The 17354-nt window shown below is 36.2% G+C and carries 11 protein-coding genes; 1 reads left to right on the top strand and 10 read right to left on the bottom strand.

Translation table 11 applies throughout. The annotated features are described in order from the left end of the window. Positions 1 to 3: 3 nt before the first annotated feature. From VBZ51_RS04685 to VBZ51_RS04640, 10 genes are all read right to left on the bottom strand, one after another. Positions 4 to 1170: an efflux RND transporter periplasmic adaptor subunit gene (locus tag VBZ51_RS04685; protein ID WP_416576215.1), complete on the bottom strand. Its 1167-nt coding sequence runs from the start codon at positions 1168 to 1170 to the stop codon at positions 4 to 6. Between the two features lie 25 nt (positions 1171 to 1195). Beyond that, on the bottom strand, positions 1196 to 2536 hold the full coding sequence (locus VBZ51_RS04680) for a TolC family protein (RefSeq protein WP_416576214.1): 1341 nt from the start codon (positions 2534 to 2536) through the stop codon (positions 1196 to 1198). Then, positions 2537 to 3142: a TetR/AcrR family transcriptional regulator gene (locus tag VBZ51_RS04675; protein WP_058104372.1), complete on the bottom strand. Its 606-nt coding sequence runs from the start codon at positions 3140 to 3142 to the stop codon at positions 2537 to 2539. Positions 3143 to 3226: 84 nt separating this feature from the next. Further along, entirely contained in the window at positions 3227 to 3646 is a 420-nt protein-coding gene (locus tag VBZ51_RS04670) for a hypothetical protein (protein ID WP_074671217.1), read from the bottom strand. 11 nt (positions 3647 to 3657) lie between these two features. Further along, positions 3658 to 4182, bottom strand: coding sequence for an RNA polymerase sigma factor (locus VBZ51_RS04665; protein WP_348099882.1), 525 nt, complete (start codon positions 4180 to 4182; stop codon positions 3658 to 3660). A 123-nt stretch (positions 4183 to 4305) separates the two neighbouring features. Continuing rightward, positions 4306 to 6030, bottom strand: coding sequence for a CRTAC1 family protein (locus VBZ51_RS04660; protein ID WP_416576213.1), 1725 nt, complete (start codon positions 6028 to 6030; stop codon positions 4306 to 4308). After that, positions 5990 to 7351: a phosphatase PAP2 family protein gene (locus tag VBZ51_RS04655; protein ID WP_416576212.1), complete on the bottom strand. Its 1362-nt coding sequence runs from the start codon at positions 7349 to 7351 to the stop codon at positions 5990 to 5992. The genes VBZ51_RS04660 and VBZ51_RS04655 overlap by 41 nt, the downstream gene beginning before the upstream one ends. A gap of 14 nt (positions 7352 to 7365) precedes the next feature. Continuing rightward, positions 7366 to 10707: a VCBS repeat-containing protein gene (locus tag VBZ51_RS04650; RefSeq protein WP_416576211.1), complete on the bottom strand. Its 3342-nt coding sequence runs from the start codon at positions 10705 to 10707 to the stop codon at positions 7366 to 7368. A 67-nt stretch (positions 10708 to 10774) separates the two neighbouring features. Next, a complete protein-coding gene (locus VBZ51_RS04645; protein WP_099190292.1) occupies positions 10775 to 12652 on the bottom strand; it encodes a RagB/SusD family nutrient uptake outer membrane protein in 1878 nt (625 codons plus the stop codon). 9 nt (positions 12653 to 12661) lie between these two features. Then, on the bottom strand, positions 12662 to 15853 hold the full coding sequence (locus VBZ51_RS04640) for a SusC/RagA family TonB-linked outer membrane protein (protein WP_244275663.1): 3192 nt from the start codon (positions 15851 to 15853) through the stop codon (positions 12662 to 12664). 433 nt (positions 15854 to 16286) lie between these two features. On the opposite strand from VBZ51_RS04640, the gene VBZ51_RS04635 reads away from it, so the two are divergent. Beyond that, positions 16287 to 17303, top strand: coding sequence for a GntR family transcriptional regulator (locus VBZ51_RS04635; protein ID WP_091607578.1), 1017 nt, complete (start codon positions 16287 to 16289; stop codon positions 17301 to 17303). The last annotated feature ends 51 nt before the right edge of the window (positions 17304 to 17354 follow it).

The following is a 17354-nucleotide window of genomic DNA, read 5'->3' as shown; positions in this document are numbered from 1 at the left end:
TCTTTATTTTTTAATTTTAACTTTTTGACCATCCTTGACGCTTCTTGCGCCTTCTTTGATAATATGGTCTCCGTCGTTCAATCCTGTTAAGACCTCTATAGCTGCACCTTGGGTTTTACCTGTGGTGATTATGGTTCTTTTTACGACCGATTCTCCATCTGCATTTGGTTCATCTGCAACAAATACATACTGTTCTCCATCGGCATTTTCAGAGATTATACTTGTTGGTATCAAAATTGCATCTTCGCTGGTGTAATCATTAATGTTCACTTTTGCCGAAAGATTAGGTTTAATTTTACCTTCTTTGTTCGGTACCGGTATTTCAGCTTCAAAAGAACGGTTAGACGGATTGATGAAATTACCCGTTTCCCTGATCTTAGTAACAACGCTATCACCTAGTATAGGAAAATAGACCAAAGCTTCCTTTCCTTTTGTAACATTGCCTAAATAGGCTTCTGGCACTTCTACTTCAATATACATATCAGACAAGTTAACTATGCGAAATACCTCAGATCCCTGTCCTGGTGCAACCACAGTACCTTGGTCTTTAATTACATTGTCTATGATTCCTGAAAATGGAGCTCTGATCGTAGACTTGCCTAACTGGCTTTGCGCTTGTAATACCATGTTTTCGGCCGCTTCATAATTCGTTTTTGCCTGTAGGTACTGAATTTCCGATCCAATATTCTGATTCCAAAGACGTTCTTGACGTTCAAAAGTAGTTTTGGCTAAAGATGCCTGTGTCTTTAATTGGTTTAATTGACTTGACATTCCGCCATCATCTATGGTTGCAAGAACTTGTCCCTTGCTTACACGGTCCCCTTCTTTAACGTATACCCTTTGTAAGGTACCTGCCATTTCTGGGTAGATCAGTACATTCTGTTTGGTACTTACATCTCCTTGCAATTCCAGATAGTGATTAAATATTTCCTTTTTGGCTGTTAATGTATTTACTAAAGGTAACTTCTCTTCATTGCCCAAAATGGCAATTGCAGAGTCCAAAGATTTTAGCTGGGCATCTATCAGTTTTTGCTGGGTAGTTATTTCATTTTTTTTGGCTCTTATGGCCTCAAGGTTTTGTCCCGAAATAATTTCAGCTACCGATTGATCTTCACCACCACATGAGTAAAGGCTTATGACGGCTATTAATAAAATAGGTAATTTCTTCATGATCGTTTTTTTTATGATTGATTATTTAGGATTTTGTATTTAGTATAATTTCTAGATCCGTTTTTTTATTGATAACCTCAACCATTGACTGTAAAAACTCTTGTTGAGTGGTATATAGTTGGGTTTGTGCTTGGCGCAACTCAAAACTGGTAGCCAATCCTTCTTTGTATTTAATTTGATTTTTGTTTTCTATACGCTCAGAAAGTAAAAGGTTTTGTTTTGCCGTTTCATAATTGTTAATGGCCAACGTATAGTCGTTCTTGGCGTTCTCTAACTGTAATCTAATTTGTTGTTCTGCTTCCGTTAATTGTGTTTTTGCCTTTTCTAACGCAATTTTTGCACGTTGTGTACTGGCACTACGCTTTAAAGAACTGAATATTGGTATGTTTAGATCAAAGCCCAATATGGAAGAATCAAACCATTCTGGGTCTCCACTAAAGAAATCAAAACTTTCTGAATAGGAAGAACTACCGTAGTTTACAAAAGCGTTTAAAGTGGGTAGGGCTCTACTTCTAGATAATTTCCATTCGTAATAACGTTGCTCGTTTAAGTTTTCGGCAAGTTTATAATCTACATTGTCGCTGATATTAAAAGCTGTACTTAGTATGCCAAGATCCATTTTAGAAACGGTAAGGTCTTCTAGTTTTTCTTGTAGTTGCGTTGGTGCATTTAAGTCTAAACCTAAACTAACATTGAGCATTTGTAAGGTAATCTCTTTTAGTCTAAGTGCATTCTGTAATCGATTTTCAATAGAAGATAACGTAATCTGCAATTGATCAACACTTTCCTCATCTCCTAACCCGTTTTCGTACAATTTGGTTGTTTCATAAAGGTTTTTTTCAAGGTTCGCCTTATTCTTTTCTAAAATCTTTACCGATTCTTCTGCCAATAAAACGTTGCCGTAGGCTTCAACTACTTGTTTTCTAACATCTAGCTCTGTTTTTTCTTTATTATTGGCACTATAGCTCAAAAAGGCTTTTGTTGCCTGAACACCAACAATGTATGACCCATCAAAAATTTGTTGGGTTAAGGTTGCCGTAGCAGTCAAAGATTGGGGTTGGGAAAATACTACCGGAATAAACTCACCTGCCGCACCCCCAACAAGCTCTGCTGGCAAAAGGGTAACGGGTTGTTTTAACTGGTTTTGATACCCAACTGATCCGTTTATTTGAGGTAAGCCACCCGCAATAGTTTCCCATTTTTGCTTTTGGGCATCTATGATGTCCCTATTGGCGTTTATAGCGGCGTAGTTGTTTTCTAAAGCAAATTGAATTGCCTCATCTAAGGTAAAAGAATACGTCTGTTCTTGTGATAGACCTAAGTTTAGACTTAGAACAGTGATTAAGATTACTAATTGATTTCGCATTTATTCTTGATTTGAATTGATGATGTTATTTAATATGGTTTTCCCTTTAGGAGTAACTATACCTCGTATATGATATTCCAAAAATGAATCCATAAGTTCAGATATAGGAAAAAGGTCTAAAGGAAAAATGTTCTGATCTTTAATGGTATTCATTCCGCTAAAATATATTCGGGCTACAAATTCAGGATTTACATTATCTCTAAAAAGCCCTTGAGCTAACCCTCTTTCTACATTTAAAAGCACACACTTATGCATTTTTTCAAATTGCATAAGTTTTAGCGATTTATGGATTTTAGGGTAGTATTTCATTAATTGGTATTGAGGAGAGCTTTTTTCGTTGTTCAAATGGGACATTACAAATCTTTTGATCTCGTATAATTCTTCAATAGCATTCTTTTCCATAGCTATTATTAGATCTATACCCTCACTTAAAACACAAAACTTAGCCATAACGCAATCTTCAACAAGCGAAGTCTTATTTTCATATTCGCTGTAGATCGTTTTTTTGGACATGCCTATTTCATTGGCAATATCGTCCATTGTTATACTTTTAAAACCGCGTTCCAAGAATAGCTGTGATGCCGTATTCCGTATTTTTTCTTTCATAACGAATGCAAATATACATCAGGAAACTTTAGAAACTGTAAAAGTTTCCAAAGTTTTACAATTTGTTAATGTCGTTTAGAAACTTCATCCGTTGTTTATAGATTCATTACGTGCCACGTATTCTTTATAAGCTTGTTCGCCTTCATTCTTCCAGAATTCATCATAGTGTTTCCACTTGGAAAAATCTGTTCTCATAGGTTTGCATGGATCAAATTTTGAAAATCTCTTGTGTTTATCCTTTTTCTTTTTTTTGTTGTTAGGACCATCACCACCACCAAAACCAAAGATTATTTTAGATAATAGTAGTATGCCAAGAGCTTTCCAGTAGTCTATTTGAGGTAATCCAAAAATATCTGGCATAAGCCAATTCCACAAACGCATAACGATGTAGCCTACTAAAAAGACTATAATGATCCCTAGTAAAATATACATGAGAATTTTGAACGCTTTATAAACATAATACTGAGCTGATTTTTCCATGGTTTTTTCCAAATTAGATTTCATAATGCTGTTTTTTAATGTTCTATTTTTTTAAGAAGTATTGAAAGTGCCCTATGTCTTCTGGACATTAGTGTGCCTTGAGGTATACCGGTTTCCATTGAAATTTCTTTGTAGCTGTAATTTTCAAAATCAACTGCAACTATGATATCCCTATAAACAGGCTTTAATTCCTCTATGGCAATCTTTAGTTTTTCTTGTATTAGTGCAGGGTATTCATTTGAAGATTGATCATAGAACAAATAGGTAAAATCTGTCCAGAGTTGTTCTAGTTGCTCTTGGTCATCAAACCGCGTTCTTTTGGTACGTAATATATCTGTAATCTTATTTTTGACGGCATTATACACATAACCACCAATGTTATGTATTGGTAAGGCATCTATAGGTCTAGAGAAAATACGTAAAGCAACATCTTGTATAATATCTTCGGCATCACTTTCTGATGTTTGTTTAATTTTAGATTGAATGTAGCGCTTGATCGAGCTATATTCTTCTTCAAAAAAACTATTCAGGTTTTTGTTATCTTTTTGGTCAGATGCCATCCAAGAGCTTTTTCAATTGGTCTTCACTTATAAAGACGCAGAATTTGAAACCTATTGCATTTTTAAGGAAAATTTTTTAAAAATTAATTTTGTAAAATATGTAAAGATAATATAATCAGATATTTAACTTCTCTTGTTGCGGTATAGATATAGGACTGTAATTATTAAAAATAGAGCACCAATGAAGTGCCAAAAATTGAATAAGGGCTTTTTGGGTTGGGCTGTTTCTACAATTTCTAATAATTGATTGGCTTTGATATTGGTAATAATTTGAGTGTTGCCACCAGACCAGTTTACTATGACGGAATCTATTTTGGTGGTTGTACCCAGGCCAACATGTGCAATGACCGAGTTTTGAGAAATATGACTAGACCCACCGCCATCTATTTCCCTAATGAATTTTTTACCGTTCGCAATTACCGTTACCCTAGAACCAATACCATTGCTTTCTGCTTGTACGCCCTTTAGAGCTATTTTTAGCCAATTTCCCCTTGCAATGTCGTTTCTAAATAAGCGGGTGGTTGACGCAATAGGATAGTTTAGAATAGGTTTTTGATTAACGACCAGTAAATCCATGTCTCCATCATTGTCCATATCAAAAATTACCGAACCTCTACCAATACCATAATCGTTAATAGCAAGTTCTCGTCCCTTTTCGGTATACGTATTGGCATTGTTCTCAAAATAGAAATTGCCCATTGGGGTGCAGTTGGGGTTTAAATCGCCATTGGAAACAAAAAGGTCTAAATCTTCATCATGATCAAAATCGGCAAAATTAGCGCCCCAGCTTATGGCTAAATTGTAGGTGCCCAATTCTTTAGCCTTATCTACAAACGGATTACCATTGCCTTGGTTTTCCATAAGCATATTGAATTTAATGTTGGTAACATAATAGTCCATCCATCCATCCCCATTATAATCACCAACAGCCGCTCCCATAGCGTTGATCTTTAAATCCATTTTGGTTTGCTGGCTTACGTCCTCAAAGCGATCATTAGGATATTCATTTTGGTACAGGAAGTTGGGCACTGCTTTGTAACCAAAATCTTGGTTCACCAATAAGTCTTGGTCTTGATCATTGTCGAAGTCGGTGAAAACACCACCAAACCCAAAACCTTTATGACCTAAGCCATAGTCATCATACACATTTTTAAAGCTTTTACCTTCATTGTTTTTTAGTAAATAACTTCTTGCGGTTTGGTTTGCACTAACTATAGTTGCGTCTTTTATAATACCTAGTTTTCCGGTAAATTCTTGGAAGTAATTGCCAACAAAAAGATCTGGGTATCCGTCGGCATCTATGTCTCCAAAACTTGGACCTGTACTAAAAGAGTTGAATTCTTCTAAACCATATGCTTTTGTAACGTCGGTAAACGTGGCATTTCCATTATTTAGAAACAATAGATTTTTTGCCCTAGGTATTACATTTTTACCATCTGTAGTTGTGATTGTTGTAATGAACAAATCTCTAAACCCATCTTTATTGATGTCTGAACTGACCACACCTTGGGTAACATACTCATTGGTAACCTCTAGACCAGAGCCTTTAAAAACGTCTTCAAACGTACCATTTCCTTTATTTAGATATAATCTGTCCGCTTGTATACCGCTAGTGATATAAAGATCTTCAAAGCCATCGTTATTAAAGTCGAAAACGGTTACACCGCCACCAAATGTTCCTTCATATACTTCGTATTGGTGTTCAATACCTGCATGCTCTGTAACATCAACAAAAGTTTCTTGTGCGTTAATTAGGCATCCGCAGAAAAAAAGTACTGCCAAAAAATATGTGTGCGTTATAGTGGTGTTATTTTTCATTTGTATTCTTCCATTGAAGGGTGTAAACATTTTTTGCGATTTCCACTCCTTTTTCTAACCCTACCTCGTTGTCAAGTTGAGTATGTATACCGCCGTAAAATCTAGAATCTGCAGTTTCTTGTGCAGCTTCCCAAAAGGTGTCAAAAGAACGAACGACAAAATCGGTTTCTTTTAACTCATCTCGTTCTCTTCCTTCGTGTGCCCTATCGGTAAAAGTGAATTCCTTGCCAAAATTATGTTCTAATATAGTTGCGGCAGCGGCGGCTTGTATAGCATGTCCAGATGGAAATGAAGGAAATGGCGGGTCTGGCCAAAAAGATTCCCATTCTTCATCAATGTACTTTGGGATAAAGGTGTTAGGTCTTTCCGTAAAGAAAAGATATTTCCATTTCCAACAATTAATAAAAGCGTCTGCCACGGCCATACCTACTTGGGCATACACTTGGGTGCTTTCTATAAGTGAAAGATCATGCCCATCTACTGCCAACGTAGCAAAATAGTACGAGTGACCAGGCGGTGTAAAGCTAACGTCAGGGTCATCTCCCCACCAAATGGCAGCTTCCTTTTCTAATTGGGTCAATTCTAAATCTTTTAGATAAACATTTTCAAATTGTTGGTAGTAGGCAGACCCTGGAAGTGTGTCATAAGGTATCATTTGTGGATCCTCAATTGTTTTATTGATAGGAGCAAAGGTTCTATTTTCGCCCCAATGTGGGTGTAATGGATGATGGCTAAAAGACTGTGCAAACAATGGTGGTTTCCATGCTCCCGGCCTGTCTGGGTGAACCATAGATTTGTCAAAATTGTATAAGTATCCTCTATGACCTCCATCTGTTTTACTCCATTCAAAAATTACTTTTGCAACAGATTTACCATATTCTATAGAGCGCTTCACCGTTTCTGGAGCAACACCTGTTTTAAATTGATCGTAAACAACCTGTTCAAGGGAATCTATTTTTTGGATATTTTTATCTGATGTTTGAATATAAATATTCTTCAATATTTCTGACTGACCTGCATTAAGAGATAGTATCCAATTATATTCTTTGTCCGTATCTATTGTTGGTAACATGGTTAGACCAGTAACCTGATTGTTCATTGTACTGTATTCTTTATAACCTGGTACTATAGATTCATACATGGTTAAACCGGTGTAACCAAATGCTCTTGAGGCAAATGTAGGGGAGTTAGATGGGGTATATTGGGTAATGAACAAAGTCATGTTGGCCCATTCCGTAGCAACATCTTTTTTACTCATATTTGGTTGTTCTTCTGTAGAACAAGCTGTGATCATTAAAAGTAGTGATAGTAAGAGCGTACTGCCAAGTATGTTTTTATTATAAATGGTCATTGTTATTTATAAAGCTATTTTGTTAGTTGATATGTTTGTATTGACTTGCCGTAGTTGGTAAGTATTAGTTTATCGTCAATGATTATACCTCTGGTATTACTTCCTTTTATGGATAGACCAGATTTAGATTGGGAAATGTACTTATAATTGGCATTTTCATCACCTAAAAGTAATGTACCATAGTTGGCATCGAATTTACCTATACGTAACTTATAATAATCATTGTTGCCAAGAAGTAGCAGGTCTAAATTACCATCTTGATTAAAATCTTCCGCAATAATTTCTGAAACCGGGGAAAATTGAGTTTGTAATGGCAAGTGAACTTTTGTAAACTTTTCATCTGTTGAACTTAAAAACAAGGATGTTTCTTGGTGTGTTGCAGTTAATTTTTTCGCCTTTTTCAATTCAGTATCATTAAAAATGTCTGTTATCTGCGCATCAGCGTATTTTTCATAACTGTTAAATTTCTGTCTTTTACTCGATAGTTGCCCTAACAGTTCATCTCTGGTAACATATGGATAACTATTACCGTCAATGTAAAAATTTAGAATGGGATCAATAGAACCGTTATTGTCAAAATCTGAATAATATAATTCAGCCGGAGTGTCTTTATCTATTGTGAATTGTGTATTGGCACCAATATTTCCGGCAATTATATCTTGTTTGCCGTCTTTATTTAAATCTTTAACAAGAACGCTGCTCCAGAACCCATTTAATTCACTTTCAAAAAACTGGTCTGTTCCATTGATCAATTTGCCATTTTTAGTCAAGAAAATAGTTATGGGCATCCATTCACCAACTATAATTAAATCTTCTATATTGTCACCATCTATGTCTGCCCAAGTGGCATCGGTAACCATACCAGGATATTGTAAGTTGGGTTGAATTTCATTGGTCTTGTCTACATAACTTCCTTTACCGTCATTGATAAGAATATAGCTTCTTGGTATTTCAGGAAAGCGACCAGGAACATTATAACCACCGATAAATATATCTAAGTGCGAATCATTGTTTATATCTGAAAATGAAACCGATCCGGTGCTTATGGTCATTTGTGGTAATGAATTATGAGCCTTTTTAAAATTCCCTTTGCCATTACCCAAATAGAGCCTGTCCTGTAATAGAGGGTCATTAGCGGTTAGGTTATGATATCCGCCACTTGCCATATAAATATCTAGATGACCATCATTATTAACATCAAGTACTGCAATATCAGTATCAAAATGAGCCTTGTCTAGGTCAAAATCTGCGTTTGGTTTTTGATTGAAATTTTTATTGTTATTTTGAAGATATATGGCGGTAGGTTGATCAACGCCGCCACCAATGACAATATCTTCTAACCCATCATTGTTTAAATCTGCTTTAGCAATAGGAGGACTACTATGAGATAATTGTTTTATTAAGAGCGACTGTCGTTTAAAATCATTTACAGAAGATGGTTTGTGCTCAAAATTAATGGAATTGCGTACAGTTGAAAATAACGTTTTACTTTTCTTTTGAGCCAATTCCAAGGTTTGGGCATTAGATTCATTCAGCTCAATTGTTCTATTCGCTGAAAGTGCTTCAATAGTCTCCGTTTTTCCAGAGTTCCAAGTTACTTTTAAAGAATCTACGGTAGTCATGTCGCCTAATCCAAAATGTAAAATCGATGATACGGTCGAAAGATATCCCCTGGTTGGCATTTGCTCAAGTACTTGGGTTTTTCCTTTGGCGTAGATACTGATTTTTGATCCAATACCATGTGTGTTTTTTTGGTTTCCTTTTAACTGAATGTTTAAGAAATTGCCATTGCCTTTTTGGGTGTCATTCCTATAAATAAATGCCGGTTTGTTAATGTTATTAATAACGAGGTCTAGATCACCATCATTATCTAAATCAGTATATATGGCACCATTGCTGTTGGCAGGTTGGGCTATACCTGCTTCTTGAGATTGATCATTGAAGTGGACGCCATCTTTATTGGTATAATAGAAATTGGTCAGGTTAGATGCTGGCATTTCTTTTATAAGTTCTAAAACTTCTTGCCGTTGTAGTCTGCCTTTGGATTGTACGAAACTGTCCATGTAATTGATGAAATCCAAATTGGTGTAATCCCTAAAATATCCGTTGGTAATGAATAGATCTTTAAATCCGTCATTGTCAAAATCAGCAAAAAGTGGAGCCCAGCTCCAATCTGTATTTGAGATACCGGCTAGTTGACCTATTTCACTAAATGAATTGTCGCCATTGTTCAACTGAAGCATATTTCGCATATATTGATGATGAAATCCACTTCTAATATTTAAATCAAATTTTTCATAATTATCTGGCGATAAAAGTAATTTTTGGCGCTTATTATCTTTAGGCAACATGTCTAAAGTGAAAATATCCTGCAGGCCATCATTATTGATATCGGCTACATTATTGCCCATAGAAAAATGACTTGTATGTCCCATTTGATCACCTAGTTGGTCTGTAAATGTGCCATTTTTATTATTGATATAGAGATAATCTGGTACAGTATAATCATTAGAAACATAGAAGTCTTGCCAACCGTCATTGTTAATGTCACTAATACCTATACCTAATCCATAGGTTAATGCAGAACCACTAATACCTGCTTTTTGGGTTATATCATAAAATTTCTCATTTTTTTGCTCAAACAACCTAATACCTTGATAAGGGTCATCTTTTTTTAAAAACTGTTTAGTGCTTACTTCATTTAAAACAGGTAAAGATTTTGGATTGTGGTTTAGTAAAAGCATATCTAGATCACCGTCTTTATCATAGTCAAAGAAATATCCTTGATTGCTAAAAGCAGCGCTGGCCAAACCATATTCTTCCGCTTGTTCTTTGAAAATTGGTACGTTGTTGGCATCATTCCCTTGATTGATGAAAAGTTGGTTTTTACGCTTTGCATCTGGTAAGGCCCCTGAATAACATAGATACAGATCTAATTTACCATCTCCGTTTACATCTGCAGAGGTTATGCCTGTTTTCCAAGGTCCAGGTCTACCGGCGACTTTAGAAATTGTAGTAACATCTTTAAATGTGAAATTGCCTTCATTTAAATAGAATTTATTTTCACCCATGTTAGAAGTGAAATATAAGTCTTGAAGACCATCGTTATTAAAATCCCCTGTAGCTACACCACCGCCGTTATAGAGGTATTCGTAAACCAATACGTTGGCATTTAACCCTTCCTTTAAGGTGTTTTGAAAAGTTACTTTCGTTTCATGTTCGGATAAAAGAGTGAATAGGGTGGGTTCTTCAATCTTGTTAATTGTTGAAGAGGTTTCATCTTTTTTAACTTTCTCAGTACAGCTTTGATGTAATAAGAAAATTATAAGAATATAGAAGATTAGATTTTTTGTCATTTGTTTAAAAGTAAAAGATCTATTCCAAAAAGGAATAGATCTTTAATTTAACTCAATTTAAACTAAACTAATAACCTGGATTCTGAATCAAAAGGTTATTTCTATTGATTTCATCTCTACTTATAGGCATGAAATACATTTTATCGTCCCAAGTTCTGGTTTCATTATCATTATTGTCTACAACGGTATAGGTGTAATCATATACGGATGTGTCATACTGATAAGGAGTTCTTGGTGTTGCACCGGCTTTAAGGGTAGCTGTTACTTTCATAACCTTAATGCCCCTGCCCAAAGTTTGATCAGCGATCATCCATCTTCGTGCATCATGGTATCTGTGTTCTTCATATGCCAATTCAACTCTTCTTTCATTGATGTAATCCTCTAAAAGCTCAGTACCAGATGAGGTAAGTGCCGGCATACCTGCTCTAAAACGAATCTTGTTCAGCCAGTTTCTCGCTTCACCTTCATCGCCTAGTGCAATAGAAGCTTCTACATAGTTCAATATTATTTCGGTATATCTAATAAATGGCCATGGTACAACTTGTGCACTAGATTGATTGTCCACTAAAGATGGGTCTGGATCAATGAACTTTCGTACATAATAACCGGTTCTACTTCCGTTCCAGTTTTCAATGGGTGAATCTCTCATATCAACACCAGGTATTATTCCACCGCTACCATCTGCATATGTACCTGTCTGTATTTCATCATAAGGATCTATTGAGGCAACATCATCTGGCCTTGGTTTCCATGCTGCTCCATCATAAAGAATAGTTGCGGCCATTCTTGGATCTCTATTCTCATATGGTGCAGCCGCGTGTTCTTCATTGCTCCAGTCGAAATCAGAACCGTCCATCATTTGATAGTCGTCTACCAATTGTTGAATAGGTGTGTTACCTGCCCAGTTATGATATCCGTTTGGTCCATTGTTGATCCCTTGGTGAATTCCACCTAAAGGCCAATTACTTTCTTGTGTAAATAGAGGCGAATGTGTTCTTTCAAATAATAGTTCTGATCTTGCAGCAGCATCACCAACGGCACTTCCACCTCCCATAGCAATAGAGATGTATGTTTCAGTCGCTTCTTCTGCACTTGCAGGTTCGGTTAAATCTAACTTGTAACCAGTGGTCGCATCTAAAACGGCCTTGGCAGCGGTCTTTGCAGCGTTCCATCTTGCATCTCTGTCCCCAGAAGTATATGCAACCAGTTCTAAATTTGAATATCCACCCAATGTTGCCGACTTAGCGCTCGCTGTAGGTCCGTCGCGCAAATCACTGGCGGCATATGTCAATACACGAGATTTTAACCCCATAGCACTTAACATAGATGCTCTACCTGGTGTAACCTCTTTGCCTTCCAGTAATGAAATGGCTTTGTCAAGGTCACTGGTTACAAAATCTACATTTTCAGCATAAGTACCTCTAGCTATAGAGTAGTCATCATCTAAGCCGTAAGGGGCATCAATTAATGGTGCGCCACCGTAATAGCGCATTAATTGATGGTAATAATACGCTCTTAGAAAATGTGCTTCACCCATTAACCTGTCTTTCAATGTTTGATCATCAAAAGTTGAATTTGGTAATTCTTGTAAAGCTATATTCGCTTTTCGTATTGCTAAATATAATTCGTTCCATTGTGGAATGATATTCACGTTACCCGTACCCGACGGGGAAAGTGAACCTTCTGTAATAACGTTTACTCCTCTACCAGAGTGTGTAAACATTGCTTCGTCCGTTAATGAAGCCAAACCTTCTTCTTCAAACCCTCCATAGCCAAGGGATGCATAGACGTTGAATACGAATGCTTGTGCCAACGCACCGTCTGCCCAAGTGGCATCTGCCGAGATTGAATCTAATGGCTGCGTTTCTAAAAAATCTTCATTACACGAAATAGGTACTAACGCTAACGTCAGTAGGCCTAAGAGTACTAATTTTCCTTTTTTCATGATTTTTTTTTAAAATGTTAAACTAAAACCTGTGTTAATAATAGTCTGTTGTGGATAAAACTGACCGTCATTACTTGTCGATTCAGGATCATATATATCTTGAGCCGCCCATGTAGCCAAGTTTAGACCACTCATATATATTTTAAATTTAGATAGACCAAATTGCTCAATCAATTCTGAAGGAAAGTTGTATGCCAATTGAACATTTTTAAGTCTTAGGTAATCTTTACTAAATAAGTTGTAGGTATTATTGCCATAATCACCACCTGTATAGTAGGTGTCTCCACGACTGGCAAGTCTTGGATGAACGCTACTTGGGTTGTCTGGACTCCATCTGTTGTCAAAGCTGTACTTTAAAAAGTTACCTATGTCACCAGATTCTGTTTGGATAAATAATTTAGCCCCTGTAGCTCCTTGTAATAATACAGAAAGATCAAAGTTTTTGTATGAAGCGTTAAACGTAACACCAAAGTTAAAGTTAGGGTTGATGCTATTTTTTAACCTTACTTGATCTAAGTCGTTAATGGCACCATCTCCGTTGATATCTTTAAATTTCATATCACCTGGCTCTAATGTTGGCTTAACTGCACTATAATCTAGTGGATTGGAATCAATGGCAGCTTGGTCAATAAATACACCATCAGACTCGTATACTAAATATGAGCCAATAGGCTTTCCTTCTTGTAATTGGTAACTTGGAGCACCAGGAATTTCATCTAGGAACTCAACTGTATTTTGTGCGTAACCTCCGTTTACACCAACATCCCATTTAAAACCATCAAAGCTACCACCAAAATAATTCAACGCAAATTCAAAACCTTCGTTATTTACTTTACCTGCATTTACAGGAGGTAAAAGGTCTGAAATACCAGAAGAACCTGGGGTAGAACCTGTTTTTTGAATTAGGATTTGATCACGTTTGTTCAAGAAATATTCAAGGGTGAAACTCATTTTTCCGTCCAATACAATACCGTCTAAACCAATATTATAATTCTTAGCTCGTTCCCATGTAAAGCTAGGATTAGCCAAGAGGTTTTCAAATAAAGTCGTTTGTACTTGACCATTTATTGGGTATTGACCAAATTCGTAAATAGATTGGTAAGCATATTCTTGTAATTCATCATCGGTTATTTCACCGTCACCGTTGGTGTCAAATGAAACTTGATCATTACCCATTTCACCGTAAGAACCCCTTAACTTTAAGTAGCTAATAGAGTCAACGTTGAACCAATCTTCATTATTAATGTTCCAACCAACTAACAATCCTGGGAAGAACCCAAAACGATCATTACCTGGGAAAATATATGAACCATCATATCTCCAGATGAACTCGGCTAAGTATTTTTCTTTAAAGTTATACTGGGCACGGCCATAGTAACCTAAACGTGTTCTGTTGTAACCGAAACCATCCGTTTCTTGTGCAATTTCACCACCTACTCCTAACTGGTCAACAGCGGTAGAAAGGTAGTTTCTTCTAAATGCAGAGAAAAACTCCCCTTGAAAATTCTCACGGGTAACACCGGCCAATAAGTTAATGGTGTGGTCATCACCAATTGTTTTGTCATAACTTAATAAACCGGTTAGGTTAGTGTTTAGTACATTATTAGATGATTGTAATAATCTTGCATCTGTAAAGTTGGAACGTATAGATCCGCTTAGTTCCGGTACACCGGTAGCAATATAGTTTGCACGGTCAAGAGAATAAAGAGTCCATGGTGTTTGCCATAGTTTTCTACGTAACTGGCTTTGGTCAACACCTGCCAATAATGTCAGTTTAAGACCTTCTACCCATGGGTTGGTAATATCCAAAGAACCTGTAAATTGTAGGTAATCTGTTGGTTGTTTGTCATACCCTGTAGCATTCGTTGTAACTACCACCGGTTGTTGACCATTTTCAATATCAGGTCCTGGTAATCCATTTGGCCATATTGCAGGTTCATTTGGTCTACCTCTCATCAACATTCTAAAGATAGCACCTGCACCTTCAGTAGGGAAGGTTCTATCTTCCTTTCTATATCCCATACTTAGTTTAGTAGACAGGTATTCATTAATTCTAGCATCGGTATTGATTCTAAAATTATACTGTTGGTATCTGTTGGCCGAGTTTTTATATATAGCGCCTTGATCTGCATAACCTACAGATGCGTAATATTTTAGATCTTCACTACCACCGCTTATGGATAGGTTATGTCTTTGTTGTTCCGCCCAATCTTGAAAAGTGGCACCAAACCAATCCGTATCAGGATATAACCATGGATCAGCATTGGTTCTATGATTATTGATTGTTTCTGGACTAAATGCAGCGTTTACGGTTTCTGCAGGATCACTACCTGGTATAGTATAACTACCTGAGGTTTGAAAAGCGGTATTTGCAGCTCCCCATTGTGATGAAGGAATATTACTGTTATAAATCGCCAATTCATTCATTATAGTTTGATACTCTACCGCACTTGCCATTTCTGGTACTCTTGTAGGTCTGGTTATACCAAAATCAGCCTTATAATTTATTTGCATTTTGCCGGCTTTACCGGTTTTGGTAGTAACGATTATTGCTCCGTTGGCCGCTCTAGCTCCATAAATTGCAGCTGATGCATCTTTAAGTACAGAGATATTGGCAATATCATCTGGGTTAATACGACCTATACCACCATCTCTATCTGGAATACCATCAATAACGATCAAAGGTTGGTTGTTTCCTAATGTATTGGTTCCACGAATACTTATGTTCGATTCGTCATTACCAGGCTCCCCACTGGTCTGTACGATTACTACCCCGGGCAATCTACCTGCCAAGGAATTCGATACACTTATGGCCGGTGAACTTTCTAGTACCGGACCCTGTACTGCGGTTACCGCACCTGTTACGGTCGCTTTTTTCTGAGTACCGTAACCAACGACAACAACTTCGTCTAGGTTGGCAACGTCCTCTTCTAAAGATACATTGATGGTACTTTGATTGTTTACCGGTACCACTACAGCCTTGAATCCAATGTAGCTGAATCGTAAACTGGTACTACCATCATCTACGGTAATTGTAAAGTTACCGTCAAAATCCGCTTGTACTCCTGTTGTAGGGTTGTTGGCATCAATGACCGAAACACCTGGCAACGGCATGTTGTCTGAAGCTGAAGTAACGGTTCCAGAAACGGTTGTCTGTGCGTGGAGACCCATAAAGAGAAATCCACTAAAAAATAAAATCATCGTTAAGCTTACATGATTCCGAATCATGGAAAACTTAGAAAAGTCTGTTTGATAATTCATAAAGTTAGTTCTTACAGTTGTTAGTTAATTATGTTGACGTAGGCGTTATAGTCTCTTTAGGGAGCGTTTTTGAGATGAAGAGACTATGATACACTATGCTACTGTGAACAAATATAAAATAAAATGTTAATTTAATAAATATTAACATGTTATTTTTTAGAATTTTCATTTAGATCTTAAAATATTATCAAATACATATTATTTGTCATTTTATCTAAAAAATCTGTATTTGCGTGTTTGTAGCCTTTTTCGGCATATAAACCTTTTTTTTACATGCTAATTTGTTGTGATAGGTACACTATAATTCAGGCGCTATTTTTTGATATCTTTTTTTAAATTGTATATTGACGCCTGCAAATTTCATTTATAATTTATGCTGGTTATTAGTAAAATTCTAAACCTCACCCACAATAATAACCTTACAAAACATGAACAATTGGTTCAAGGCGTAATTGAATCTATTGAAGATGGGCAATTGACTATTGGTGATCAGTTACCCTCTATAAACACTATGGTTGAGGAAATAGGCTATGCAAGAAAAACTATTTTTAAGGCATATGAGGAGCTTAAGAATAGAGGCTTAATAGAGTCTAGGCAATTAAAGGGTTATTTTGTGATTAGCCAAGCTACCAATATTACCAAAAGAATGGCTTTGCTACTATTTGCTTTTCAGAGTTATCAAGAAGAATTTTATAAAACCTTTCGTAAAGAAATGGGAAGAAGGTTTCAAATAGATGTTTTTTTCCATCATAATAACCTCACTGTTTTTAAGACCATAATTTCTAATATCAATGGTAAATATGGCATGTATGTTATTGCTCCAATACAAAATGAAAAGGTTGCAACATTATTAAAGAATATTGAACCCAAAAAATTATTGTTGGTAGATAGGTATTTAAATTTGGGACCAGGGTATTCTTATATCTCCCAAGAATTTGAAGAGGTCATTTATACATCTTTGGTTAGGTTACTGCCAGAAATAAAAAAGTATAATAAGATTATTTTGTACTTCAACGAAGAGAGCGATTTTTCTCCTATATCTATAAAAAACGCGTTTCAAAAATTCATAGATGAGTTTGAGGTCAATGGTTCTGTCAAGAATAATTATACTATTGGGTCTGCTAAAAAAGGCAATTTATATTTTGCGTTAGGAGATACCATACTTTGGCAAATTCTAAGAGATTCGGTTAGAAATAAATATAAAATTGGGGAGGATATCGGTATTCTGTCCCAAAACGATAATGTTTCAAAAGAAATTGTGTTTGGTGGAATTACTACTATTTCCACCGATTTTAACGAAATGGCAAAAAGAGCGGCATTGCATTTAAAAGGTGATACAGTTACAAAATTAATTATGCCCTCTAGACTGATCAAGAGGTCTTCTTTATAATTAGTATGCAGCGTAAAAGTTCATATTTGACAGCTTTTTTAAATTAGGGAT

The sequence above is a fragment of the Maribacter sp. HS genome (assembly GCF_048059195.1).
Classification (GTDB): domain Bacteria; phylum Bacteroidota; class Bacteroidia; order Flavobacteriales; family Flavobacteriaceae; genus Maribacter; species Maribacter dokdonensis.
The sequence above is the reverse complement of the archived record's forward strand: the minus strand, read 5'-3'. Positions and strand labels throughout refer to the sequence as shown.

Excerpts from the sequence above, each read along its gene's own strand:
- VBZ51_RS04665 (WP_348099882.1), bottom strand. The coding sequence starts at position 4,182 with ATGGCATCTGACCAAAAAGATAACAAAAACCTGAATAGTTTTTTTGAA.
- VBZ51_RS04650 (WP_416576211.1), bottom strand. The coding sequence starts at position 10,707 with ATGACAAAAAATCTAATCTTCTATATTCTTATAATTTTCTTATTACAT.
- VBZ51_RS04655 (WP_416576212.1), bottom strand. The coding sequence starts at position 7,351 with ATGACCATTTATAATAAAAACATACTTGGCAGTACGCTCTTACTATCA.
- VBZ51_RS04685 (WP_416576215.1), bottom strand. The coding sequence starts at position 1,170 with ATGAAGAAATTACCTATTTTATTAATAGCCGTCATAAGCCTTTACTCA.
- VBZ51_RS04645 (WP_099190292.1), bottom strand. The coding sequence starts at position 12,652 with ATGAAAAAAGGAAAATTAGTACTCTTAGGCCTACTGACGTTAGCGTTA.
- VBZ51_RS04670 (WP_074671217.1), bottom strand. The coding sequence starts at position 3,646 with ATGAAATCTAATTTGGAAAAAACCATGGAAAAATCAGCTCAGTATTAT.
- VBZ51_RS04660 (WP_416576213.1), bottom strand. The coding sequence starts at position 6,030 with ATGTTTACACCCTTCAATGGAAGAATACAAATGAAAAATAACACCACT.
- VBZ51_RS04675 (WP_058104372.1), bottom strand. The coding sequence starts at position 3,142 with ATGAAAGAAAAAATACGGAATACGGCATCACAGCTATTCTTGGAACGC.
- VBZ51_RS04635 (WP_091607578.1), top strand. The coding sequence starts at position 16,287 with ATGCTGGTTATTAGTAAAATTCTAAACCTCACCCACAATAATAACCTT.
- VBZ51_RS04680 (WP_416576214.1), bottom strand. The coding sequence starts at position 2,536 with ATGCGAAATCAATTAGTAATCTTAATCACTGTTCTAAGTCTAAACTTA.
- VBZ51_RS04640 (WP_244275663.1), bottom strand. The coding sequence starts at position 15,853 with ATGATTTTATTTTTTAGTGGATTTCTCTTTATGGGTCTCCACGCACAG.